Raw genomic sequence first — 25,439 nt, 5'->3', positions numbered from 1 at the left:
GTATGTTTCGATATAAAGAAATTCTGCTTGTAGATGATGAGCCAGCGGTACTTAAAGCTTTAACTCGTGAATTCAAACCGCATTTTTCTGTGGTTCATTGTGCGAGTAGCGGCCTTGAGGCTCTGACTATTTTAGAGCGGCACCCTATCGAAATTGTGATTTCTGATTATCGAATGCCTAATATGGATGGGACAGAGCTGGTCGTCAATATTCGCAATAAGTATCCTCATGTTGTAACCATTATTCTATCTGGTCAAGCTGACATCAAAGGTTTGTCTCGTGCTTTGAACGAAGGGAAATTGCATCGTTTTCTCCAAAAACCATGGGATAGAGAGGAGCTGATTGAAACCATACGTTTGAGTTTATTGGAGCGTGAAGCATTGCTAGGTAGTGATGTGCTGACGAACTTAAAAAACCGGCGTACGTTAGATGAACAGATTATCGAATTGAAAAAACATGGTGACTCCTCATACGCTTTGGTCATGGTGAATATTGCTAATCTAGACGAAATTAACCATCAATACGGCGGAGCGCTTGGTAATCAATTTATTAAAACGCTGGCGTGGCATCTGAGTGATGGTAATACAGAGCCGGAAACCATATATCGCTACAAAGATAAGCTGTTTATGTGCATTCCATACAGCCCCAAAGGTTATCAAGTTGTGATGCGCCTATGTTCGCGACTCTCTCAGCCTGTTGAAGTCGACACACATCTTATTAAAACCAGATACACGGTTTTGCTCTGTGATGTCAAATCGTTGCATCAAGTCGATGATATATCTATTGCTGACCTTAATGAACGCTCGCGAGTGCGTTTGCATCATCAACTGCCGATTTACTGGCTCGATAATGATCCTCAATCCCGAGAGTTATTGGCGCTATTTTCTGTATTAAACGATATCGATAGACGCTATTTCTGCGCGTTTTATCAGCCGCAACTGTCGACGGTAACTGGTGATGTTTGTGGATTTGAAGCATTAGCTAGGCGCAAAACAGTTGAGAATGAGTGGCAATATCCAGCCAGCTTCTTACCCATAATTGAACAGTATGGTTTAACTACAGTGTTGACCGAAAAAATATTAGAAGACGTACTGATGTTCATCAAACAACATCAGAAACTAATTAAAGATCGAAATATCAGTGTTAATGTGCCTGGGAACATGTTGATAAATGGGCAATTTTACGAATTATTGACTAAGCTAACTACAAAGCTCAGTTGCGGTTTGAATAACTTGTCAATAGAGATAACGGAGCATGACTTTATTGAGGATTTTATTCAGGCGAAACAAGAACTCAGTAAACTGAAAGGGTTAGGATTGAGCTGTGCACTGGATGATTTTGGAACTGGATATGCGGGCTATGAATATCTGTGCGAAATGCCTTTCGATGTACTTAAAATTGATGGACGATTTGTTCAAGCAATTGGCAAATCAGCGTCCAATGAAGTTATTCTGAGGGCAATGATAGACAGTGCTGAATCACTTGAAATGGGAGTGATCGCCGAATGGGTTGATACTCAGGAGCAAGCGGATAAATTGAAAACCTTGGGCTGTTCCATTATCCAGGGGCATTTGGTGAGTCAGGCATTATCATCAGACGACGTGGTCAGTTATTTGTCTAGAATGGAGGAGGAACGATGGAAAATGTCGCACAAAAAATAGCGATTGGTGGTGATAGACTTAGCCTTCTGCTGCTAGATGATGAGAGCGAAATTCTAAAATCATTAACGAGGGTTTTGCGTACAGATTATGACATAGTTTCTTTTAATAGCGGAAAGGAAGCCTTGGAATATTTAGAGCAACATGAGGTCTCTATTATTATCTCTGATATGCGGATGCCAGAGATGGATGGTGCCGATTTTCTCGCAAAATCAAAAGAATTATATCCTGAGACGATTCGTATCCTGCTTACTGGATATAGTGATATTCAGTCAACCGTCAGGGCAGTAAATTCCGGCGGAATTCATACCTATATTGGCAAACCATGGGATAACGAAAACCTAAAATTGATCGTTTCAAAAGCAGCGGAGTTTTATCGTCTGACAAAAGAGCGAGAACATTTGGCTATCGAGTTAGAAAAACGCAATAGCGAGCTCGAAGTGGTGAATCTAGCCTTGGAAGACAATAATCGTAAGCTGGCTGAATTTAATCAAGATTTAGAGCAGAAGGTAAAAGAGAGAACGTTAGAGCTGCAATCATCTAATAAAAAGTTAGAACATTTATTGATAAGTCGTAACAAGACGTTTAAAGACATATTGGGTATGGTTACTGCAATCATTCAATATCGAACGGGACACCCAGCCGATCACGCAGAGCGTATTGCCAACCAAGCGAAGGTAGTAGCGCAGCGGTTAAAACTACCTGAAAGCCAAGTAAGTCATGTCTATTTGTGTGGTTTGATGCACCAAATAGGATTAATCGGTGCGAAAGATAAAGAACTTGAAAAGTTGATTGTTGATCCAGAAACCTCCATTCCTCAGAGTCCTAATGCCAACTCTGTATTAGGTGCCGAGATTTTAGGCCGAATTAAGCGCTTTGAACCACTAGTTGAGATCATTCGCCACCAAGATGAGTTGTATGACGGTACTGGTAAGCCAGGCCATTTACATGGTGAAGAAATACCTTTGTGTTCACGTATTATTAAAGTGGTTAAAGATTATGACTACTATATTGCATCACCAAATAATCCACGTCGTATGCATACCAAAAGTGCGCAGAGTTATATAAAAGAGCAGGCTGGAACCTTATATGACCCCACAGTCGTGGATGCTTTTTTAATGGTAGTAACTTCGTTAAAACACTTGGAGGATGGCCTAGAATTGTGCATTGGTTTGAGTGAAGTGAAACCGGGGATGAAAATTAAGCGTGATTTGTACTTACCCAATGGAAACTTAATGTTGACCGCTGGCAATCAAATTAACTCAGCTTTGTTGGCGAAATTAAAAGAGCTTGAAGAACAGACTAATATGCCAATCGCGGTTTACATTGGTTAATTTAAAAAGAGTGCCGCATCAGCAGCACTCAATTGAATCTTTTATTGTTTTGCAAACAGATAAGTACGGAACCCACCAATCAAGTTACGTGCTTTAAAGCCATTATTGGCCAGTTGGCGGTAGGCTACATTACCGCGCAACCCGACTTGGCAATAAATGATGATCTCTTTGTCTTTGGGCAGTTCATCCATACGTTGACGAAGTTGGTCAACCGGAATATTGATGTCGCCTTTGAGATGATTACCATTTTCACGTTCACTTGGATTACGTACATCCAAAATAATATGCGTGTCATTTAGCGAATCGATTTGATCAAAATGAATGGCTTTTGCATCGCCTTTCATTATATTTGTCGCGACAAAAGCTGCTTGGTTAATCACATCTTTCGCGCTGCCGTATGGTGGCGCGTAAGTCAGCTCTAAGTGTTGTAGTTGTTCTACTGTCATACCTGCACGTTGAGCGACAGCCATCACGTCGATACGCTTGTCGATGCCATCTTTACCAACCGCTTGTGCCCCGAAGATTTTGCCTGATTTTGGATCGAACAGCATTTTGAACGACACCACTTCAGCGCCCGGATAGTAGCTCGCATGGCTGGCTGTGTGAACGTACACTTTTTCGTAATCAACGCCGTCACGTTTTAGTTGCTTCTCATTTTTGCCTGTGGATGCCACGGCTAAGTCGAATATTTTACAGATTGCGGTTCCTTGTGTTCCTTGATAAGTTTCGTTACGACCAAGCATATTATCAGCTGCCATGCGACCTTGGCGATTAGCAGGGCCTGCGAGTGGAACCAGCGTTTGTTTGCCTGTAACAAAATCCTTTTCTTCGATCGCATCGCCGACGGCGTAAATCGTTGGATCGCTGGTCTGCATCTGTTCGTTCACCCAAATGCCACCAAGTTCACCGAGTTGTAAGCCCGCTTCAGCAGCCAGTTTGGTTTCTGGACGCACACCAATCGCCATAATCAGGATGTCAGTGGTGAGTATTTCACCATTGCTGAGCACAAGATTCAGTTCACCTTCGATGTGTTTGTGCTCCAGAGTTTCACCCGATTCTGTGCTAGGTAACGTCGCCGCTGGTTTATATTCGACCGATTTTAAAGCAACACCTAAACGTAAATCGATGCCTTTAGCGCGAATCTCCGCATGAGCAAAGCCCGCCATTTCACTATCGACAGGTGTCATTACCTGATCAGCCATTTCGATCAGCGTGGTTTTGATACCGAGGTGATGGAACGCTTCCATCATTTCCAAACCGATAAAACCACCGCCGACGACAGTTGCATGCTCAGGTTTATTCATTTGCAGCGTCTGGATGATTTTATCCATATCTGGAATGTTGCGCAGCGAATGGGTCAGTGGGTTTTGAATCCCAGGAATCGACGGGACAATAGGACCCGCTCCAGGGGAAAGCAGCAAAAAATCATAGCTTTCTTGGTACTCTGACTGATCGAGCAGATTGCGTACAGTGATGGTTTTCGCTGCACGATTAATGCGCAGCACTTCATTCATAGTGCGCACATCTACATTAAAACGCGCTAAAAAGCTTTCCGGTGTTTGTAGCAGCAAATTGCTGCGCTCTTTGATGTCACCGCCGATGTGATATGGCAAGCCACAGTTAGCAAATGAAACGAAGGGGCCCCGCTCAAACATAATGATTTCAGCTTCTTCGCTGAGTCGACGAGCACGAGCCGCTGCGGATGCACCACCCGCGACACCACCAATAATCACAATCTTAGTCATAAATTACTCCAGTAAAATTAAACAAAAGCGGCATGGTAAGGTAAGTAAATCCTCAGTGCAGGCCAAGCTTTTTCAAGAAAAAGGCCGCTGGACAAATCCCGGTGAAAGCGCTTTGAATTAAGTTCACTCCAACAAATGCCGTTAGCCAAATAAAGTTTGAATGGACAAACACAGTTAAAACGATCGACAGCAGTACCATGCTACCCGCCAATATTCTTACCCCATTTTCAATCGTCATGTTGTTACCCTCCGTTGTAAATTAAAGTCACTATAAATTTATTAATTAGCAATGTCTAATGTTAATTTGTCTAATTTTGAATAAGCTAAATAAGCGTTGACTAAATCTCATTCATTAGTATTATCTAATTAAATGCAATGCGAAGGGGGAATGATGGAGATCACATCAGTCAATGTGGAGCAAATGAAAACAAATGCGATAGAGGTTTCAGAGTTGCTTAAAACGATGGCCCACCCTGAGCGTTTGATGGTGCTTTGCCAGTTAATTAATGGTGAGGTGGGCGTTGGAGAATTGCAGCAAAGCTCGATGTTAAGTCAATCAGCCTTTTCGCAACATTTAACCGTGCTTCGTAAGCAAAATATGATCAAAGCAAGAAAGGAGTCGCAGCAAGTCTTCTATTCGCTATCGGATCCGCGGGTTGTACAGCTTATTCAAAGTTTGCAGACCGTTTTTTGTAATTAGTTCATTTGTCATAGGTTAAAAGGATAAATAATGTTGTTTTCTATTCCTTGGGAATCGTTGTTAGGTGGTGTTTTACTAGGGATATCAACTTCACTCATGTTGCTGTTTAACGGCAAAATTGCTGGGATAAGTGGGGTATTAACGGGATTGATGACGCCTAAAACGCGTGATTTTGCATGGCGTTTGTTATTTGCACTTGGCATGGTAACCGGTGGTGCTATTGCCGTTTGGTTTTTAAATGCACAAGTGCCGCAAACTTTTAACTTTAATAACGGTGTTTTGGCGCTTGCTGGCCTATTAGTTGGGGTAGGCACTCGATTAGGAAATGGTTGCACCAGTGGCCATGGTATCTGTGGTGTTGGCCGACTATCCACTCGCTCTATTGCGGCGACAGGTACCTTCATGGGCGTTGCTGCCATTACTGTGTTTGTACGCCTTCATCTTCTATAAGTGAGTCAAAATGAATCAGATGTTGTTTAGATTAACCTCGTTAGTGGCAGGTATTTTGTTTGGTGCGGGTATGGTTATCTCAGGAATGGCCAATCCAGCCAAAGTCGTAGGTTTTTTGGATGTGGCTGGTGCTTGGGATCCAAGCTTAATGTTTGTGATGGGAGGTGCATTGGCCGTTTTTATGCCGACCTATTTCATCGTTATTAAAGCAAGACAGCAGCCTATAAACGCAGAAAAATTCTGTTTAGCGACGACTCGCAGTGTTGATACCCGGCTTATCTCTGGTGCTGCGATTTTTGGGTTAGGTTGGGGATTAGTGGGCATCTGTCCAGGGCCAGCACTATCAAGCCTTGCACTGGGTAATATTGAGGTATGGCTATTCTTTATCTCAATGATGGTTGGGCTTGGTGCAACTAATTTGTTGATCTGCATTAAGAATAATAAACAACAGCAAACGCAAACGGTTTAATCTAACTAGAATTCAATAAGCAAGTGGAATCGTAACGATCAACATGAGGGATGGGTATGAAAAGGCGAATTTGGATTGCGTGTATTGCCTTAATCACGAGCGGCTATTGGGCCGTTGGCTATGCTGATGATCGTTATATCGTGACCTATGAGCAGATACCACAGCAGATTGCATTTGAAGGTGTTGTCCAGCCAGTTAACAAAGGGACAGTTGCGGCTCAAACCTCTGGTCGAGTCGTTGGTGTGTATGTCGACGTTAACGATTTTGTTAAAAAGGGCGACGTGCTATTAGAAATCAGCGCTATTCAGCAATCGGCTTCTTTAGACGCATCTCAAGCTCAGTTAACCAGTGCAGAGGCTCGAAATCGTGAAGCTCAAGCTCAACTAAAGCGTTATCGACTGCTGTTTCCTAAAGGTGCGATTTCACAAGACCAAATGGATGGCGCTGAAGCTCAAGCTCGAAGTGCTGCTGCGGCCGTCAAGGCGGCAAAAGCCGCGGTCGTGCAGGCGAAGGAGTCACTTGGATACACCAATATTACCGCCCCTTATGATGGTGTCGTGACGGAGCGACATGTAGAGCTGGGTGAAACGGTGGCTCCGGGTACTGCGCTGCTCAGTGGTTTCTCATTCAATGAGTTGCGTGTTGAAACGGCCATTCCGCAGCGCTATCAGCCTGCAGTCACCAATGTTGCTCAATTCCAAGTCATTATGCCTACGGGCGATAAAATAACCCCAATCGATTACAGCTTATTCAGTTATGCCGACCCTCAATCACATACATTCAAAATCCGTCTTGAACTGCCTCGTGTAGATCAAGCTAACAAGCTCGGGCAAGTGATGCCAGGAATGTGGGTCAAGACAGAGTTTAATTATGGTCAACGTGAGGTGATGCTCATTCCTGTTGCCGCTGTGATTCGCCGAGCAGAACTGAGTGCCGTATATCGCATCGTTGATGATAAACGACTGCTAAATCCAGTGCGATTAGGGCAAACCTATGGTGAATATGTGGAAGTATTATCTGGCTTGGAACAAGGCGATACGGTTGCAAGCCGTGTATTTACACAAGTAGGTGAGTGATATGGATAATCGTTTAGGCGTCTCAGGACGTATTGCCAAAGCTTTTCAGACTTCAGCGATGACGCCGTTGCTCGCGATTGTTGGGTTACTGATGGGCATTTTTGCGGTAATGGTTACTCCTAAAGAAGAAGAGCCGCAAATCGATGTGACCTTTGCCGATGTGTATATTCCTTTTCCCGGAGCTTCTCCGGCGGAAGTGGAAAGTTTAGTGACGAACCCAGCAGAGCAGATCATCTCTGAAATTGAGGGAATTGATAAAATTTACTCTTTTTCACAACCCGATGGTGCGATGATTGTGGCTATCTTTGATGTCGGCGTTCCTAGAAACGACGCCGTAGTTCGTATTTATAATAAACTCTATTCCAATAAAGATTGGATGCCAAAAGGCGTTGGGGTGGGCGAGCCGATCATTAAACCTAAAGGCATTGAAGATGTGCCTATCGTCAGCATTACGTTATCCGATAAAACGGGCACTTTGGACAACCAGCAGTTAACGCAAGTGGCCCATGGTTTAGAAACAGAGCTCAAACGCATTGATGGTACACGAGATATTTATACGATAGGTCACCACCCTACTATTGTTGATGTACGTTTAGACCCCGTTAAAATGAACAGCTTTGGCATCACGTTAGATCAACTGAATCAGCATCTTCCTGCGGCGAACCACAGCTCTCCAATGTTGAAACTGACGCATGAAAATCAGCAGTTTCCCATCCAAATTGGTCAGTTTTTAACAAAAGTTGAAGAAGTAAAGCAATTGGTGATTGGGCTGTATAACAAGACACCAGTATATTTAGCGGATGTCGCTACGGTTCAATTGGGTGTTGATACATCAACCCAACAAGTTTGGACCAGTGATAAGCAAGGTATTTATCCAGCAGTTACCTTAGCCATCGCTAAAAAAGGAGGTGAAAACGCCGTTCGTGTGGCTGAGATGGTTGAAGCTCGAGTTGCAGAACTTGAAAATCAGTTAATTCCACACGGAATCAGTGTTGAAATCACGCGTGACTACGGGAAAACCGCCGCCGATAAAAGCAATACATTGATCGGTAAATTGATTTTTGCAACCACTGCAGTCGTTATTTTGGTGGTTATTGCGATGGGATGGCGTGAGGCTATCGTGGTCGGTATGGCTATTATTGTCACCTTGATGATGACACTGTTTGCATCATGGGCATGGGGTTTTACACTCAACCGGGTCTCGCTTTTTGCGTTAATTTTCTCTATTGGCATTTTAGTGGACGATGCCATTGTTGTTGTGGAAAATATTCACCGTCATATGGCGTTAGGTAAGCGCAAACTGGCGGATCTCATTCCTACGGCGGTTGATGAAGTGGGTGGACCCACAATCCTTGCCACCTTAACCGTGATTGCCGCACTGTTGCCAATGGCCTTTGTCTCTGGGCTTATGGGCCCGTATATGAGCCCAATTCCCATCAATGCTTCGATGGGAATGCTGATTTCATTGGCGGTTGCATTTGTCTTTTCACCTTGGTTAGCGGCCAAGTTTCTTAAGCCTTCATCGCATCAAGCACAATCTCAATCAACTCAAGGCATCTTTCACCGAATCATGAATCCTTTCGTGGTCTCGGCTGCACAAAGACGTAACCGCTTTTTCTTGATGTTTGCGGTATTTGCGCTTATTGCTGGCTCCCTATTACTGCCAATCACAAAGGCCGTGGTTTTAAAAATGCTGCCTTTCGATAATAAATCAGAGTTTCAAGTGGTATTGGATATGCCTGAAGGGGCGTCGCTTGAGAAAACGCAACGCGTTTTATTTGAACTTGGCGCGGTGTTAAATAGCGTGCCTGAAGTCAGTGGGTATCAGATTTACGCAGGTACAGCCGCACCGATCAACTTCAATGGCCTTGTGCGTCATTATTTTATGCGCAATCAAGCCAACCAAGGCGATATTCAGGTGAACCTGTTAGGGCGAAAAGAGCGCGATAAAGATAGTCATACGATTGCAAGTGAGGTACGCCCCAAGCTTAATGAGGTTGCCAGCCGATTTGGCGGTAAAGTCAAAGTCGTTGAAGTTCCACCGGGGCCACCCGTTTGGTCACCTATTTTAGCGGAAGTTTATGGTCCGACACATGACATTCGGGCACAAGCGGCAAGGATGCTACGCGGGATCTTCCACGAAACAGCGGATATTGTCGATATCGATATGTATCTACCGGAAGTGCATCAAAAATGGCAAGTAGTGATTGATCGCAGCAAAGCGTCACACTATCAAGTACCTTATGCTTCGATAGTCGATGCTTTGGCGACGGCCGTCGGTGGAAAGCCGATCACCTATTTGCACAGTGAGCACAGCAAGTACCCAATCCCCATTCAAGTGCAAGCTAGTGAAAACGCCAAAGTCCGATTAGATCAAGTGTTGAACATGAAAGTAGCGAGCACTGCGGGCAGTGCATACCCATTGTCTGATTTAGTCACTATTCGCCAAACTCAAATGGATGACTACATTGTGCATAAAAACCTGTTACCAATGGTGATGGTGGTGGCGGATATGACGGGTGAAACAGACAGCCCCTTATACGGTATGTTTGAAATGGCGTTCAACATCAATGCACTTGGTCTACCTGTGGAACAGTATTATATCCACCAACCTACAGGGTTAAATGGTGTCGAAATCTTCTGGGATGGTGAATGGACGATCACTTATGAAACATTCCGCGACATGGGCATTGCCTACGCAGTTGGGATGATCCTTATTTACTTACTGGTTGTCGCGCAGTTTAAGTCCTACCTTATTCCGTTGATCATTATGGCTCCAATTCCACTGACGATTATTGGCGTCATGCCCGGACATGCGTTACTTGGTGCTCAGTTCACCGCCACGTCGATGATTGGGATGATAGCACTCGCGGGGATTATTGTGCGTAACTCCATCTTGCTGGTTGATTTCATTAATCAGCAGGTTGAAGAAGGTGTGGCATTTTCCGAAGCGGTTATTCAGTCTGCGGCTGTTCGTGCTAAACCCATCATGCTTACCGCTTTAGCGGCCATGATCGGGGCGGTATTTATTTTAGATGATCCCATTTTTAATGGCTTAGCCATTAGCCTGATTTTCGGCATCTTTGTTTCTACCGTCTTAACTTTATTGGTTATTCCTGTTTTGTATTATACGGTTATGCGTCATTGATCTTTCTGTTCTAACAATTCCCTTGCTCTAACTATAAAAAGGGCGCTGAGTAGTCAGCGCCCTTTTTATCAGCTTTAAAATGTCAGCAGGCAATGGATATTAAAAATGCAGTTTTAAATAGGTAGATTACGGATAAATTCGCTATGATTATAACTAAAGGTGTTTCATAACAAGAAAAGCGGTGCAAGCTTAATCGTGTTTGAGTCAACTAAACTCCCCAGTTAGGAAAACATGAAACTGAAATCTGCGTTATTGATGATATTTTCTCGAGTGATGGCTGTATTCGCGCTGCAGCTTCCAGTCATCGCTTCTACGGCAGAAGTCGGTGAACCGCTCTCCAGCGAGCATGATCTTTCTCAACCTCTGCTTATTACAAGCTCAGCCAAGTGGAAACCGTATTCGTATATTAATAAGCAAGGAGAGCCTGCCGGGATCTTAGTCGATTATTGGAAAGTCGTTGCTGAGCAAAGCGGGTTCGATGTTGAATTTAAACTAGTAAGCTGGAACGAATCACTAGAGCTGGTTAAACATGGGCAAGCCGACGTTCATGCGGGTCTAATTCAATCACCTGAGCGAGATCTGTTCCTCGATTTTGGACCTGAAATTATGGCGATCGAGACGCACGTATTCTTAGATCAACACTTACTCGGTACGGATTTTGACAAAATATTTTCAGGTGAAATCGATATTAAGGTTGGCGTTGTATTGGGTGGCTATGAGGCGTATTACGCAGCTCAATATTTACCTAAATTAAACTTGGTCTACTTTGCCACGAATGAAGATATGTTGTATGCCGCTTCCAGTGCAAAATTAGAAGGGTTTATTAGCGATTATCAAGTCGCTAATCTCTTTATGTTTACAGAAAATAGCCCGAAAAAATATGTGCCAGTTAAGTTTCTCTATTCTGAGCCGTTGCGCTTTGGGGTGAAAGAGGGCAATGACGTTCTTTGGCAGAAGCTCGCAAATGCGACAGATAAGGTATCTGATGCCTCTAAAATGCAGTTATTTAGTCGCTGGATCTACATGGAAACGGTTTACCCAAAATATTTTATCCCGATCATTATTAGCGTAGCTCTGATGGTTCTCTGTATTTACATCTTGATGTTAAGACGCGCAGTCATACATAAAACCATCGATTTAGAGAGAGCAAATCACTTGCTAGAGAAATTGGCGCAAACTGATGAGCTAACAAAAATCAGTAATCGCCGACACTTCCAATCAAAGATAGCAGAATTGCAAGGAACTCCCGTCCCCTTCACCTTATTGGTATTTGACATTGATAACTTTAAGCTAATCAATGATCAGTTTGGCCATGAAGTGGGTGATCAAGCCATTATTCATGTGGTTAGACATGTACAGAGAAAGTTATCCAATAATGACTTTATTGCTCGTTTAGGTGGAGAAGAGTTCGCCATTATTCTTACTCTCTATACCTTTGAAGAGGTCAAATTGAAAGCTCAATATATCTGTCAATCTGTCTATGAAAATCCAATGCGAGTAGCCAATGATACCATCACGCTCAGTATCAGTTTGGGTGGCGCCTATTACGATCTTGTTCCTGATAAAGTCTCACTTACTGTTGCGGACAGTTTAATGTACCAAGCCAAGTCGGCGGGTAAAAATCGTGCTGTAGTTGTTAAAGTCGATCAATGTGCGGATTGAACATTCCTATTAACTTCATTTCGGCCATCTATTATCACTTGGCTCGCCCGAGGACAGTGTTTCAAGAAAAGCCATTCCAAGAAAAGTATGGATGATATTTTTTGGCAACGAAATGACCTCGATTAATCATGAAATAGTGTGTTGGAATTCGACATTCCATGTCGCTAATGTGAGACTTTGTGCCCAAGTCGCGAAAGAGGGAATAAAGAGTATTGCTGCCGCTAATTGACATACACATTTTGATTTTAACATCGCAATACCTCACTGATCGAATCCGAAGGCTTAGCCTATCAGGCTCGGTGAAATTTCAAGAGGAAAAATCAAAAATTTGCAATTTTCATCGTTTCTTTTCTAAGTGAGATCTACTACTCCAAGATCGCATTGATCTTGTTCAATGCTCGATTTTTATTGATCCAAATCAATACCCTGAGTTGGGAGTTTTCGTTAAATGCACCACAATATATTGTGTCAGTCGGATAATAAACTGCTCTATATAGTGTGTTTGTGGATAACTCTGTGAGTATGCTAGGGGTAAGGAGAAATGGTGAAACCTATCGTAATCAAACGTGACGGATCGAGAGCCCCGTTCAACCGTGATCGCATTCAATCTGCCGTGGAAAGTGCAGCTGAACATATTGATAAAGAGATCGCTATTTACGCACTCAATGTGGCGTTGGCGGTAGAACTGAAGCTCAAAGATTACGATGAAGTCCATATCGCCGAGATTCAAACCTTAGTAGAGAACGAGCTAATGCAAGGGCCCTATAAAGCATTAGCTCGTTCATACATCGAGTACCGACACGATCGTGATATCGCGCGTGAAAAGCAAAGTGCCTTGACGCAAGAGATTGAAGGCCTTATCGAAGAAAGTAATGCCGATCTGCTCAATGAAAATGCGAATAAAGACGGCAAAGTTATCCCAACGCAGCGTGACTTACTGGCTGGTATTGTGGCGAAACACTACGCTAAAACCCGCATTTTACCGCGTGATATTGTGCAAGCGCATGAAGAGGGTGATATCCACTATCATGACTTGGATTACGCTCCCTTTTTCCCAATGTTTAACTGCATGCTGATTGATTTAAAAGGCATGCTCACTCATGGCTTTAAGATGGGTAATGCCGAAATTGATACGCCAAAATCAATTTCAACCGCCACCGCAGTGACCGCACAAATTATCGCTCAGGTTGCGAGCCATATTTACGGTGGCACCACCATCAACCGTATCGATGAAGTGCTTGAACCCTATGTGACAGCCAGTTACGACAAACATTTAGAAATAGCAAAAGAGTGGGATATTCATCATCCCGAAGCCTTTGCTATGTCCCGTACAGAAAAAGAGTGCTACGACGCATTCCAGTCACTTGAATATGAAGTCAACACTTTGCATACCGCGAATGGGCAAACTCCGTTTGTCACTTTCGGCTTTGGTCTAGGGACCAGTTGGGCCTCTAAATTGATTCAACAGTCGATTTTGAAAAATCGCATTGCTGGCTTAGGCAAAAATCGTAAAACGGCTGTATTCCCTAAGTTGGTATTTGCCATCAAAGATGGCTTAAATCATAAAGCGGAAGATCCAAATTATGACATCAAACAACTCGCATTAGAGTGTGCGACCAAACGCATGTACCCGGATATTCTCAACTACGACAAAGTAGTTGAAGTGACTGGTTCATTCAAAACCCCAATGGGTTGCCGCAGCTTCTTAAATACCTATGAAGAAGGTGGTGAGCTGATTCACGAAGGGCGGAATAATTTGGGGGTAGTCAGTCTCAATTTACCTCGTATCGCGCTGAAAGCGGGCCGAAATATTGAACAGTTCTACACATTACTCGATAAAAAATTAAAACTGGCTCGCCGTGCTTTAGAAACTCGCATCAGCCGCCTTGAAAAAGTCAAAGCACGCGTCGCACCTATTTTGTATATGGAAGGGGCATGTGGTGTTCGTTTAAAAGCCGATGATTCTATTGCCGATATATTCAAAAATGGCCGAGCATCTATCTCTTTGGGCTACATCGGTGTGCACGAAACCATTACTGCACTCTATGGCAGTGATACACATGTTTATGATGATAGTGAACTGCGAGATCGCGCGTTAGATATTATTAAATACCTGAAAGGGGCCGTTAACCAATGGGCGGAAGAAACCGGTTACGCATTCAGTTTGTACGGTACGCCAAGTGAGAATCTCTGCAGCCGTTTCTGCCGTATCGACACCAAAGAATTTGGTGTGATTGAAGGCGTAACGGATAAAGGTTATTACACCAATAGCTTCCATTTGGATGTGCAAAAGAAAGTTAATCCATACGATAAAATTGATTTTGAGATGCCATATCCAGAGGTTTCAAGTGGTGGCTTTATCTGTTATGGAGAGTTTCCGAATATGCAGAAAAACGTAGAAGCGCTTGAAAACGTTTGGGATTACAGTTACAGCCGTGTTCCTTATTATGGGACCAATACGCCAATTGATGAGTGCTATGAATGCGGTTTTACTGGCGAATTTGAGTGTACGAGTAAAGGGTTTACCTGTCCTAAATGTGGTAATCACGACTCATCCAAAGTCTCCGTAACCCGCCGCGTGTGTGGCTACCTTGGTAGCCCAGATGCTCGTCCGTTTAACTTCGGTAAACAAGAAGAAGTTAAACGTCGCGTTAAACACTTGTAAGTGATAGTGAGTAACCTGTTGGCATGAATTATCACCAATATCATCCGATTGATGTTGTGAATGGCCCGGGGACGCGTTGTACGCTGTTCGTCTCCGGCTGTGAACATCAGTGCAAAGGATGTTACAACAAAGGGACTTGGTCGCTGCATTCTGGCCACACTTACAATGAGCAACTAGAGCAGCAGATCATCACCGATTTGAACGACACGCGCATCAAGCGCCGAGGATTATCCTTGTCGGGTGGCGATCCCTTACACCCGCAAAACCTTGCTTCTATTTTGCAGTTGGTTAAACGAGTAAAGACTGAATGTGTGGGGAAAGATATCTGGTTATGGACGGGATATACCCTAACCGAACTCAGTGATGCTCAAAGACAAGTCATTGAATATGTTGATGTCTTGATTGATGGAAAATTTGAACAGGATAAAGCCGATCCAAGCTTAGAATGGCGAGGCAGTGCCAATCAAATAATCCATCAATTTAAACTGTAAAAATTATGTATCTAGTGCTAACTTGAAGGTCATTACTTGAATTTCAAAGGGTTGTGACCTTCATGTTTTCACATTTACCAACACCAACACTCGATCCAATACTTTCATTATCGGTTGCATACCGCAACGATCCTCGCAGCGAAAAAGTTGACCTAGGCATTGGCGTTTATCGTAATAGCGAAGGAGAGACGCCGATTATGCGCGCTATTGCCAAAGCGCAAGAGCACGTGATTGCCACACAAACCACTAAATCGTATGTTGGACTTGCTGGGTGTGAAGAGTTTAACCAAAGCATGGTGAACTTATTATTGTCTGGCACTTCAGTGCTTGATCGTGTGGCTGCGATTCAAACGCCCGGAGCAAGCGGTGCGCTGCGTATGCTCGGTGACTTAATGCACGTAGCACAACCAGAAACGACGGTGTGGATTACTGACCCAAGTTACGTCAATCATAAACCTGTGATGGAAGCGGCGGGTTTAAAAGTGAAATATTATTCTTACTTCTGTCGCGAGACTAAGCAAGTCGATACGGCACGGATGCTTGATGATTTATCGCAAGCAGGGCCAAAAGATGTGGTGCTTATCCATGGTTGCTGCCATAACCCAACTGGCGCGGATATTGATTTCGCCGCATGGCAAGCGATCACCAGTCTTGCGCAGAAAAATGGCTTCATCCCTTTTGTTGATGTTGCCTACCAAGGGTTTGGTGAAGGTCTTGAAGAGGATGTGAAAGGGCTGCGTTTTATGGCAAACAACGTCGAAGAGATGTTGATCACCACCTCTTGTTCAAAGAACTTTGGTCTCTACCGAGAACGAACTGGTGCCGCGATTGTTGTCGGTAAAAACGCACAAGATGTAGCGAATGCAAAAGGTAAATTACTAACGTTAGCCCGTTCGACCTACACTATGCCGCCCGATCATGGTGCTGCACTGGTGAAAACTATTTTACAAAATCAAGCATTAACCGCGATTTGGAAGCAAGAGTTAAGTGAAATGCAACAGCGTTTGTTAAACCTGCGTCAAACCTTGTGTAATTATTTGAGAAATCAGCACAATACTTCACAATTCGATTTTATCGAAAGTCACAAAGGGATGTTTACTGTGCTAGGCTTTACTCCAGAACAGATGGCTCAGCTACGTGATCAATATGGAATCTATGGGGTAGGTGATGGCCGAATTAACATTGCAGGCTTATCAGAACAACATATTCCGTATGTTGCTCAAGCCATAGTGAATGTCTCTTAAATATTTATCAGTTTGATTAGGTGGGTCAATGAAACAACACTTGAAACTTATTGCTCTTTTAATGTTGAGTACTGGTTTGATGGCATGTAGTACGCTAAACCAAACCTCAACACAACCAGAGCAAAAGCCAAAAGTTGAAGAGCCAAAACAACAAAATACTGAGGCACAAAAACCGGTTGAAAAACCCTCGAAAGAGCCAGTGGTGGTGAAGGCCAAAAAAACCTCTACCTCTGATGGTAAGCTTATTTTGGGCGAAAAAGAGTGGGTTTATGTGCCGAGTTTGAACGAAAGCTTCAAAGCGCGTATCGATACCGGGGCGGCCACCTCTTCAATTAGTGCCGTGGATGTTGTTGCTTTTGAACGCGATGGAAATGATTGGGTCAAGTTCAGGATTGAACACGATGACATCAAAAGTGATGAGATAAGTTTACCTGTTGAACGCTGGGTCAGAATTCGGCAATCCAGTGCAGAGGGTACACAAAGACGTGCGGTCGTTGTCGCTTGGATTGAAATTGGTGATCTCAAAGAGAGAACCGAATTTACGCTTGCCGATCGTACACATCTGACTTACCCACTGTTACTTGGTCGTAGTTTCTTTAAAGATGTAGCGCTTGTTGATGTGAGCCGAAAGTACGTGCAGGATAAACGTAAATAGATATACCTTACTTCTTAGCTCAACCTAGCAGCCAGCACTTGTTGCTGGCTTTTTCTTACCTCCAATTCCCTAGTTGTAACAGCAGTCTTCATTCCTCATTACTTTATTCGATATTTGCTCAATAAAATGATGCGCTGTGTTGAATAATGTTTGAAAACCATTATGTTAAGTTTGTTAAAAAGACGATGGCGTCTAAAATGAAAACATACCACCTGCATTGGTAAACCTAAAAGGTGTTAACTCAGGATCTGATATACAAAACACTGCTTAAACCCACGCCGAGCAGTGATATGACTGCTAATAAGGAAATTGTCTATGTCTGAGCATCAACAAGCTGAAAGTAAATTTAGATTAGTGACACGCAGCGATTTTGATGGGCTGGTTTGTGCCGTGTTGCTCAAAAAACTCAACCTAATTGACGAGATCGTGTTTGTTCACCCAAAGGATATGCAAGATGGGAAGGTGACGACAACTGAGCGTGACATTGTCACTAACCTGCCTTACGTCGCTAATGCTCACTTAATTTTTGATCATCACTTATCGGAAACTATTCGCAATCAAGGTGAAAGGCCGAATCATATTATTGATCCAAACGCGCCATCTGCCGCGCATGTAGTATGGCAATATTATGGCGGACTAGATACGTTTCCCACTCAGTGGCAAGAGATGCTGATTGCTGTCGACAAAGGTGACTCCGCGCAGTTTACTCGGGATGAAGTGCTTGATTCTGCGGGATGGAATTTACTGAATTTCCTGATGGATGCAAGAACAGGTTTAGGGCGCTTCCATGAATTTCGTATCTCCAATTATCAGTTAATGATGGATCTTATCGACTACTGTGCGAACCACTCCATTGCTGAGATTCTTGCTCTGCCGGACGTTCAAGAGCGCGTTACTTTGTACCGTGAGCATGAAATTCTATCTAAACAGCAGATTCAACGTTGTGCCAAAGTCTATAAAAACCTTGTCATTCTTGATTTGACGGGCGAAGAAATTATTTACGCGGGTAATCGGTTTATCATTTATGCCTTATTTCCCCAGTGTAATATCTCGATTCACAAAATGTGGGGCTTTCAGAAGCAAAATATCGTGTTTGCTATGGGGAAATCTATTTTTGATCGTGGCTCTAAAACCAATGTGGGCGGATTAATGCTCAAATATGGTGGTGGAGGCCATCAAGCGGCTGGAACGTGCCAAATTGCTCTTGAAATGGCCGAGCAGGTAGAAAAAGAGCTGATCAGCCAAATTACCACAGATGGTTAAAGCCGATGAAGCCCTGCATGGCAGGGCTTTTTATCTCATCGCGGCGTTTTCTATACGTTTCGTTCCTAAAACCACAAAGTTACCAATTCTTATTGCGACGCACCACTTACCAGCAATGCCAAGTTGTTTCGTTATAATTGCAGCTTGGGGTTTCGTAAATCTTATTTTTCTCTATACTTACCCAAGTGACTGAATTATTAATAGTTTACACCGATGGAATGTCGCGAAGTTATCAATGGAAGGATTCTAGTATGAGAAAAATTAAGCCTACGCTGTTAGGTGTGACTGTGCTGCTGATGAGTGCTTTGGCGACTGCGGATGTTGTAGAAACCACAACATTATCCGGCGTTGGGCAAGCCAAATATCCCGCCAATTTTTCTCATTTCGATTATGTTAATCCAAGCGCACCTAAGTACGGAAAAGTAACTTATGGCGAGGTAGGTACTTACGACAATTTTAACCGCTTTGCTTCCCGAGGCGCTCCGGCGGCAGGCAGTGGTGAGCTTTATGATTCACTGATGTTTGCGCCCAGCGACGAAATTGATACCTATTATCCATTGATTGCTTCTAAAGTTCGTTATTCTGATGACTATTCGTGGCTAGAACTAGATATCAACCCGAACGCACGTTTTCAAGACGGTAAACCGATCACCGCGCAAGATGTTGAGTTTACGTTCAACAAGTTCATGACAGAAGGAGTGCCTCAATATCGACTGTTTTACAAAGCGGTTAAATCGGTAACGGCGATCCATCCTTTAACGGTTCGTATTGAGATGTCAGAACCTAATAGAGAAAAGCTTTTTAGTTTGGCTCAATCAACTCAAGTGTTGCCTAAGCACTATTGGCAGGATAAAAACTTAGCAGAACCATTAAATGAACCGCCAGTCGGCAGCGGTCCTTACAAAGTCGTACGTTATCAAACTGGGCAGAGTGTCACTTATGAGTTGCAGAAAGATTATTGGGCTGCCAACTTACCAGTCAACATTGGGCGGCATAATTTCAAGCAGATCCAATACGACTATTACCGCGACGATACCGTAATGCTTGAGGCATTTAAAGCTGGGGAATTTGATATTCGCCAAGAGAGTTCGGCGAAGTTTTGGGCCAGCTCATACACTGGATTGAACTTTGATAAAGGATTCATCAAGAAAGAAGCTATCGCGCATAATAGCCCAGCTTCAACCCAAGGTTTTGTATTTAATATTCAACGAGAAGTGTTTAGTGATCCGAAAGTGCGCGAGGCTTTGACCTATGCGATGGATTTTGAATGGATGAACAAAAATATGTTCTACGATCAATATTCACGAACGCGTAGCTATTTTCAAAACACAGAGTATGAAGCGAAAGGTCTTCCCTCTACTGATGAACTTACTATTCTTACACCACTAAAAGATAAGATCCCAGAACGTGTTTTTACCCAAGAATACCAACCACCAGTGACGGATGGGTCTGGTCGTATTCGTCAACAACTACGAGTCGCTTTTCAATTGCTCAAAGAGGCGGGGTGGGAGCTGAAAGATAAAGTGATGACCCATAAAGAAACGGGTAAAGCGTTTGAGTTTGAGTTATTGATCTACAGTCCGACCACGGAACGCATTGCTATTCCTTTGCAAAAAAATCTAAAACAGCTTGGTATCGAGATGAAGATTCGCTTAGTGGATACCACACAATATCTTAAGCGTTTGCGCGATAGAGATTTTGACATGCTTTCGTCGGCCTATGCGGCGAATCCTTACCCGAGTCCTAACTTGTTGATTATCTGGAATTCAAACTACATCGATTCCACTTACAATCGTGCTGGAGTGGCAGACCCAGTTGTCGACTTCCTCACTGAACAAATTGCCGCCAATCAAGAGCATCCAGAAAAATTATTGCCTTTAGGCCGAGCATTAGATCGCGTTCTACAATGGAATTTTTATCTGATCCCACAGTGGTATCTGAGCCAATATCGTATCGCAACTTGGGACAAATTCGAGCGTCCTAGCGTGATGCCAAAATATGATATTGGTCTTGATACTTGGTGGATTTCGGAGCAGAAAGCGCAATTGCTACCAGAAAAACGCCGTTAAGAGGATGCAATGACTGCTTATATTTTCCGCCGATTGCTGCTCGTTGTGCCCACGCTGTGGGCGATTATTACCATTAATTTTTTTATCATCCAAATTGCCCCCGGAGGCCCAGTTGAGCAAGCGATTGCACAAATGGAAGGGCATGGTGACGGAATTATGGAGCGATTTACTGGAGGCGGCCAAGAGGTGGATATGTCGCTGTCGGTTAACACTGGAGGATATAAAGGTTCTCGAGGTTTAGACCCCGAGGTAGTCGAAGCGATAAAAAAACAGTTTGGTTTCGATAAGCCACTTCATGTTCGCTATTTTGAAATGTTGAAAAATTATGCGACCTTTAATTTTGGTGACAGCTTATTCAAAGGGGGCAATGTTATTGATTTGATCACTGAGCGTTTACCCGTTTCGATCTCTTTAGGGCTGTGGAGTACGCTGATCATCTACCTTATTTCCATTCCTCTCGGAATTTTAAAAGCCATTCACCATGGTTCAAGGTTTGATGTATGGTCAAGCGCAGTGGTTATCATCGGTTACGCTATTCCCGGCTTCTTGTTTGCGATTATTTTGATCATTATTTTTGCCAGTGGAAATTATTTCAGTTGGTTCCCACTGCGTGGTTTAGTATCAAATAATTTTGCTGATCTGACTTGGTATCAACAAATTGGCGACTATTTTTGGCATTTGGCTTTGCCCATCTTTGCAATGGTGATCGGTGGGTTTGCCACTTTGAGTATGCTAACGAAAAACTCATTTCTTGATGAGATCAACAAACAGTATGTGGTGACGGCTCGAGCAAAAGGACTGGATGAAGGACGTATTCTTTATCAGCACGTTTTTCGTAATGCGATGCTGATTATTATTGCCGGTTTTCCGAGTGCTTTTATCAGCATATTTTTCACCGGTTCGATGCTGATTGAAGTGATGTTTTCACTGGAAGGTATAGGGCTACTTGGTTTTGAATCGACCATTCAACGGGATTATCCTGTAGTGTTTAGTTCTTTATACATCATGACGTTACTTGGATTAGTCCTCAGCATCATTTCCGATTTGACCTATATTTGGGTTGATCCTCGAATCGACTTTGAGGCTCGTTCATGATGGTAAAAAAAAGGCTGTCCAACCCATTAAACGTATTGCGCTGGCACGGTTTTAAGTCCAATCGGCGCGGTTTTTATTCACTATGGTTGTTTACGCTTTTATTTGTGGTGAGCCTATTTGCTGAGCTGATTGCAAATGATAAACCCCTTTTGGTTGAGTACGATCAGCAGTGGTTTTTCCCCACCTTTCAACAATATGCAGAAACTCGTTTTGGTGGTGAGTTTGAAACCGAAGCGGATTATACCGATCCTTACGTCATCGATCTGATTGAACAAAAAGGCTTTATTGTTTGGCCATTGATCCCATTTAGTTACGACACCATCAACTTTAATATCAATAATGCAGTGCCGTCAGCGCCAGATTCAGTGAACTGGCTTGGTACTGATGATAAAGGGCGCGATGTGCTGGCTCGTATTATTTACGGGTTTCGTATTTCGGTTTTGTTTGGCTTTGTATTAACACTCGTCTCGTCAGTGATAGGCGTTATCGTTGGTGCCATTCAAGGTTATTATGGCGGTTGGCTTGATTTACTTGGGCAACGTTTTATTGAAGTTTGGTCAGGGATGCCAACGCTTTTTCTGCTGATCATTTTATCGAGTTTCGTCGAACCGAATTTTTGGTGGTTGCTTGGTATTATGGTGCTTTTTAGTTGGATGAGTTTAGTGGGCGTGGTGAGAGCGGAGTTTTTACGCTGTCGTAATTTTGATTATGTGCGGGCTGCGCAAGCGATGGGGGTGAGTGATCGCCGCATTATGCTTCGCCACATGCTACCTAACGCGATGGTGGCTTCTTTAACCATGATGCCCTTTATTCTTTCAGGCTCAGTTACGACTTTAACATCCTTAGATTTTCTCGGTTTTGGCTTGCCAGTCGGCTCGCCCTCTTTGGGCGAATTATTGGCGCAAGGGAAAGCCAATTTACAAGCTCCATGGTTAGGTATTTCAGCATTTGTGGTGCTCTCGTTAATGCTGACATTATTGGTCTTTATCGGCGAAGCAGTACGCGATGCCTTTGACCCGCATTCGACAGGGAGAAGATGATGAGTAAAACCGTACTCTCTATCCAAAATCTTTCGGTCGGGTTTGGTCAAAAAGACAATGTTGAAGCTGTGATTAAAGCAGTGTCACTTTCTCTCTCCGCAGGAGAAACCTTAGCGCTGGTGGGGGAAAGTGGTTCTGGTAAATCAGTGACGGCGAATGCAATTTTGAAGTTGTTACCGAAAAGTGCTGCCCACTATTTGCAAGGGGAGATCTTTTTTGATGGTATCAACACGTTGAACTGTAGCGAGAGGCAATTAAGAGGTATACGAGGCGGGCGGATTGGTATGATTTTCCAAGAGCCAATGGTCTCACTCAATCCTCTGCACAAAATTGGTAAACAGTTGATCGAAGTTGTGGAGATTCATCGAGGACTAAGAGGCAGCAAAGCACGTCAGTTGGCCACTGCATGGTTAGAAAAAGTGGGTATTCGATCGCCAGAAATTAAGATTAATGCTTATCCACATGAACTTTCTGGGGGAGAACGCCAGCGAGTCATGATTGCGATGGCTTTGATCAATGAGCCTGAATTACTGATTGCTGATGAGCCAACCACTGCGCTTGATGTTTCTGTGCAGGCGCAAATATTAGATCTACTTAAAAACCTGCAACAAGAACTGGGTATGGCCATGTTGTTCATTACTCATGATCTCAGTATTGTTAAGCGTATCGCTGATCGCGTTGCAGTGATGCAAAATGGGCAAGTGATCGAGGTGAATGATGCCAAAACGCTGTTCTCATCACCCTCTCACTCTTATACCAAAAAATTGATTGAATCCGATCCTCGAGGTTTGCCCGTTGACGTAAACCCTGACAACTCAATTCTAGTGCAGCTTCAGCATCTCAAAGTCTGGTTTCCCATCACTGGCGGCTTATTCAAGCGCACGGTCTCGCATATTAAAGCTGTCACCGACATGCAGTTTAAGCTTAAAAGAGGACATTCATTAGGAATTGTTGGCGAGAGCGGTTCGGGTAAATCGACCACTGGTATGGCGATACTAAAATTAGTCCATTCGGAAGGCTCGATTTGTTACGACAATAATGAGCTGCAAGGGTTAGATAGGAAAGCTATGTTACCTTATCGCAGCAAGATGCAAGTCGTTTTTCAAGATCCATTTTCAGCACTGAATCCGAGAATGTCGGTGGCGCAGATTATTGGTGAAGGGTTAGAGGTTCATAGCCGTTATGATCGACAAACTGTTGAACGAATGATTTGTGATGTGATGCGAGAAGTTGAACTCGACCCAGCCACTCGCTACCGTTATCCCAATGAGTTTTCAGGTGGGCAACGACAACGTATCGCGATTGCTCGGGCATTGGTGCTTAAACCTGAGTTCATTTTACTTGATGAACCAACTTCTTCTTTAGATCGTACGATTCAAGCGCAAGTGTTGGATTTGCTTAAATCGCTGCAACAAAAATATGGATTAACGTACTTGTTCATTAGCCATGATTTACATGTGGTGAAATCATTATGCCATTACACTATGGTGATGAAACAGGGTGAAGTCGTTGAGCAAGGGGAAACGCAACAGCTGTTTCTCAATCCTCAGCACCCTTATACCCAAGAGCTTATTTCCTTTTCTTATTAAACATCACGCTATGTCATACAGTTAAATAACGTGATGTTGTCGCTAGGAAAACAGTGAGTGAATATTGAAAGTAGCGGTAAAGTTGGGGCGCTATCGCGAATGTAAAGAATATCGCGATTAAATGGCCATCTTAATGGCTGGTACTATCGCTTCCGGCATGGCTAAAAAATAGCCTTGAAACATATCAATATCGAGTTTTTGCATTGCTTCGAGTTGCGCTTGGGTTTCGATGCCTTCTACAACGGTATTGGAACCATTCTGTTTCGCAAGGGTAATGCCATCCATAAGTGGGTCACAATCACCTTGCATATATTTGAGTAATAAGCTTCGATCAAATTTGATGATATCAGGCGTCACCAAATTAACCCGTTGTGGTGTTGAGGCTTGAGTACCAAAATCATCAATGGCAATTTTAAAACCATTTGCAGCCAGACTTTGCGTTGCGCATTGCAGCTTGCTTTCATTTTCTGAATCGATTTCAATCAATTCCATGACCAGTTGATTATGTTCTATATGCAGTTCTTTGAGGCGATCGCATAGCAATGCTTTGTTGATGTCGCTGATGGCAAACAATTCACCCGCGACAGGCAGTAAATTTAGAAATAATTGGCATTGACGATATTCGGAAAGGGCATAGTTTCGGATGTGGATAACTCGGCTGAGTCTTTCTACGTTAAGTTTGTCGATGGGATTAATAGTGTCGGAATGGAAAAAACAATCGGGGCGAATGGTCGTGCTGCCATTGGCGGTTATTCTCACTAGGGCTTCAACGCCCACAATACGGTTATCCCGCGAGAATATCGGCTGGAAAACGCTTCGCAGCACAAGATGTTGGTAATGAGCAATAAACTGGCCATCGGAATCCAGAGACATGCATTTTGAAAACTGAGTTTTGTTAGTTAAAAGCATACAATTTTCGACATCCTAATCATTAATTTTTGCTTGAAGCATCCGAGCGCCAATATGCCATGCCATATTATTGACCCACCTTGACCTTTGTCAATTGTACCTTTGGCTAAGATGAAAATTTGTGGGTTGTCAAAACAGCGTCACAAATATTGAATTATTTAGTGAATGTGATGCGGC

General features: G+C 43.4%; 20 protein-coding genes. 17 read left to right on the top strand and 3 right to left on the bottom strand.

Translation table 11 applies throughout. The features are described from left to right. Window positions 1–2: 2 nt before the first annotated feature. Both AACV12_RS09725 and AACV12_RS09720 read left to right on the top strand, forming a co-directional pair. Complete coding sequence (locus AACV12_RS09725; protein WP_017047212.1) at window positions 3–1,661, top strand: EAL domain-containing protein; 1,659 nt, start codon at window positions 3–5, stop codon at window positions 1,659–1,661. Then, window positions 1,637–2,992 (top strand): HD domain-containing phosphohydrolase, encoded by a 1,356-nt coding sequence (locus tag AACV12_RS09720; RefSeq protein WP_013867873.1) that lies wholly within the window; start codon window positions 1,637–1,639, stop codon window positions 2,990–2,992. Before AACV12_RS09725 ends, AACV12_RS09720 begins: the two co-directional genes overlap by 25 nt. A 41-nt stretch (window positions 2,993–3,033) precedes the next feature. On the opposite strand, the gene AACV12_RS09715 is transcribed toward AACV12_RS09720, so the two are convergent. Then, window positions 3,034–4,737 (bottom strand): FAD-dependent oxidoreductase, encoded by a 1,704-nt coding sequence (locus AACV12_RS09715; protein WP_170900253.1) that lies wholly within the window; start codon window positions 4,735–4,737, stop codon window positions 3,034–3,036. Window positions 4,738–4,789: 52 nt separating this feature from the next. Further along, window positions 4,790–4,975: a YgaP family membrane protein gene (locus AACV12_RS09710; protein WP_094130154.1), complete on the bottom strand. Its 186-nt coding sequence runs from the start codon at window positions 4,973–4,975 to the stop codon at window positions 4,790–4,792. Window positions 4,976–5,107: 132 nt separating this feature from the next. Between AACV12_RS09710 and AACV12_RS09705 the strand changes: the two genes are divergently transcribed. The 15 genes from AACV12_RS09705 to AACV12_RS09635 all read left to right on the top strand — a co-directional run bounded on the left by AACV12_RS09705 (window position 5,108) and on the right by AACV12_RS09635 (window position 24,353). Continuing rightward, a complete protein-coding gene (locus AACV12_RS09705; protein WP_013867870.1) occupies window positions 5,108–5,437 on the top strand; it encodes an ArsR/SmtB family transcription factor in 330 nt (109 codons plus the stop codon). A gap of 30 nt (window positions 5,438–5,467) precedes the next feature. Continuing rightward, window positions 5,468–5,887: a YeeE/YedE family protein gene (locus tag AACV12_RS09700; RefSeq protein ID WP_013867869.1), complete on the top strand. Its 420-nt coding sequence runs from the start codon at window positions 5,468–5,470 to the stop codon at window positions 5,885–5,887. Window positions 5,888–5,897: 10 nt separating this feature from the next. After that, window positions 5,898–6,356, top strand: a complete 459-nt coding sequence (locus tag AACV12_RS09695; protein ID WP_047689716.1) for a YeeE/YedE family protein — start codon at window positions 5,898–5,900, stop codon at window positions 6,354–6,356. A gap of 56 nt (window positions 6,357–6,412) precedes the next feature. Continuing rightward, on the top strand, window positions 6,413–7,432 hold the full coding sequence (locus AACV12_RS09690; RefSeq protein WP_445286164.1) for an efflux RND transporter periplasmic adaptor subunit: 1,020 nt from the start codon (window positions 6,413–6,415) through the stop codon (window positions 7,430–7,432). A 1-nt stretch (window position 7,433) separates the two neighbouring features. Further along, the gene (locus tag AACV12_RS09685) at window positions 7,434–10,580 is read left to right on the top strand and encodes an efflux RND transporter permease subunit (RefSeq protein WP_170900251.1); all 3,147 of its coding nucleotides are present in this window, start codon (window positions 7,434–7,436) and stop codon (window positions 10,578–10,580) included. 231 nt (window positions 10,581–10,811) lie between these two features. Beyond that, window positions 10,812–12,242 (top strand): transporter substrate-binding domain-containing diguanylate cyclase, encoded by a 1,431-nt coding sequence (locus tag AACV12_RS09680; RefSeq protein ID WP_170900250.1) that lies wholly within the window; start codon window positions 10,812–10,814, stop codon window positions 12,240–12,242. A 544-nt stretch (window positions 12,243–12,786) separates the two neighbouring features. Then, window positions 12,787–14,907, top strand: coding sequence for an anaerobic ribonucleoside-triphosphate reductase (nrdD, locus tag AACV12_RS09675; protein WP_026027863.1), 2,121 nt, complete (start codon window positions 12,787–12,789; stop codon window positions 14,905–14,907). Window positions 14,908–14,930: 23 nt separating this feature from the next. Beyond that, window positions 14,931–15,398, top strand: a complete 468-nt coding sequence (nrdG, locus tag AACV12_RS09670; RefSeq protein WP_170900249.1) for an anaerobic ribonucleoside-triphosphate reductase-activating protein — start codon at window positions 14,931–14,933, stop codon at window positions 15,396–15,398. 62 nt (window positions 15,399–15,460) lie between these two features. Next, complete coding sequence (locus AACV12_RS09665; RefSeq protein WP_170900248.1) at window positions 15,461–16,642, top strand: amino acid aminotransferase; 1,182 nt, start codon at window positions 15,461–15,463, stop codon at window positions 16,640–16,642. 28 nt (window positions 16,643–16,670) lie between these two features. After that, window positions 16,671–17,297: an ATP-dependent zinc protease family protein gene (locus AACV12_RS09660; RefSeq protein ID WP_170900247.1), complete on the top strand. Its 627-nt coding sequence runs from the start codon at window positions 16,671–16,673 to the stop codon at window positions 17,295–17,297. Window positions 17,298–17,612: 315 nt separating this feature from the next. After that, window positions 17,613–18,560 (top strand): exopolyphosphatase, encoded by a 948-nt coding sequence (locus AACV12_RS09655; protein WP_170900246.1) that lies wholly within the window; start codon window positions 17,613–17,615, stop codon window positions 18,558–18,560. Between the two features lie 251 nt (window positions 18,561–18,811). After that, window positions 18,812–20,629 carry an extracellular solute-binding protein gene (locus AACV12_RS09650; protein WP_170900245.1) on the top strand — a complete coding sequence of 606 codons (1,818 nt, stop codon included), beginning with the start codon at window positions 18,812–18,814 and terminating at the stop codon, window positions 20,627–20,629. Between the two features lie 9 nt (window positions 20,630–20,638). Further along, on the top strand, window positions 20,639–21,724 hold the full coding sequence (locus AACV12_RS09645; RefSeq protein WP_017046432.1) for a microcin C ABC transporter permease YejB: 1,086 nt from the start codon (window positions 20,639–20,641) through the stop codon (window positions 21,722–21,724). Further along, entirely contained in the window at window positions 21,721–22,764 is a 1,044-nt protein-coding gene (locus AACV12_RS09640; protein WP_170900244.1) for an ABC transporter permease, read from the top strand. The genes AACV12_RS09645 and AACV12_RS09640 overlap by 4 nt, the downstream gene beginning before the upstream one ends. Further along, window positions 22,761–24,353 carry an ABC transporter ATP-binding protein gene (locus AACV12_RS09635; RefSeq protein WP_170900243.1) on the top strand — a complete coding sequence of 531 codons (1,593 nt, stop codon included), beginning with the start codon at window positions 22,761–22,763 and terminating at the stop codon, window positions 24,351–24,353. Before AACV12_RS09640 ends, AACV12_RS09635 begins: the two co-directional genes overlap by 4 nt. A 117-nt stretch (window positions 24,354–24,470) precedes the next feature. Here the strand turns inward: AACV12_RS09635 and AACV12_RS09630 are convergent, their stop codons facing one another. Continuing rightward, the gene (locus AACV12_RS09630) at window positions 24,471–25,262 is read right to left on the bottom strand and encodes an EAL domain-containing protein (RefSeq protein WP_013867855.1); all 792 of its coding nucleotides are present in this window, start codon (window positions 25,260–25,262) and stop codon (window positions 24,471–24,473) included. Window positions 25,263–25,439: the final 177 nt, after the last annotated feature.

The organism is Vibrio sp. 2-2(8), assembly GCF_963888495.1.
In the GTDB taxonomy this organism is placed as follows: Bacteria; Pseudomonadota; Gammaproteobacteria; order Enterobacterales; family Vibrionaceae; genus Vibrio; species Vibrio anguillarum.
This window is presented reverse-complemented; position numbering and strand designations above follow the sequence as displayed.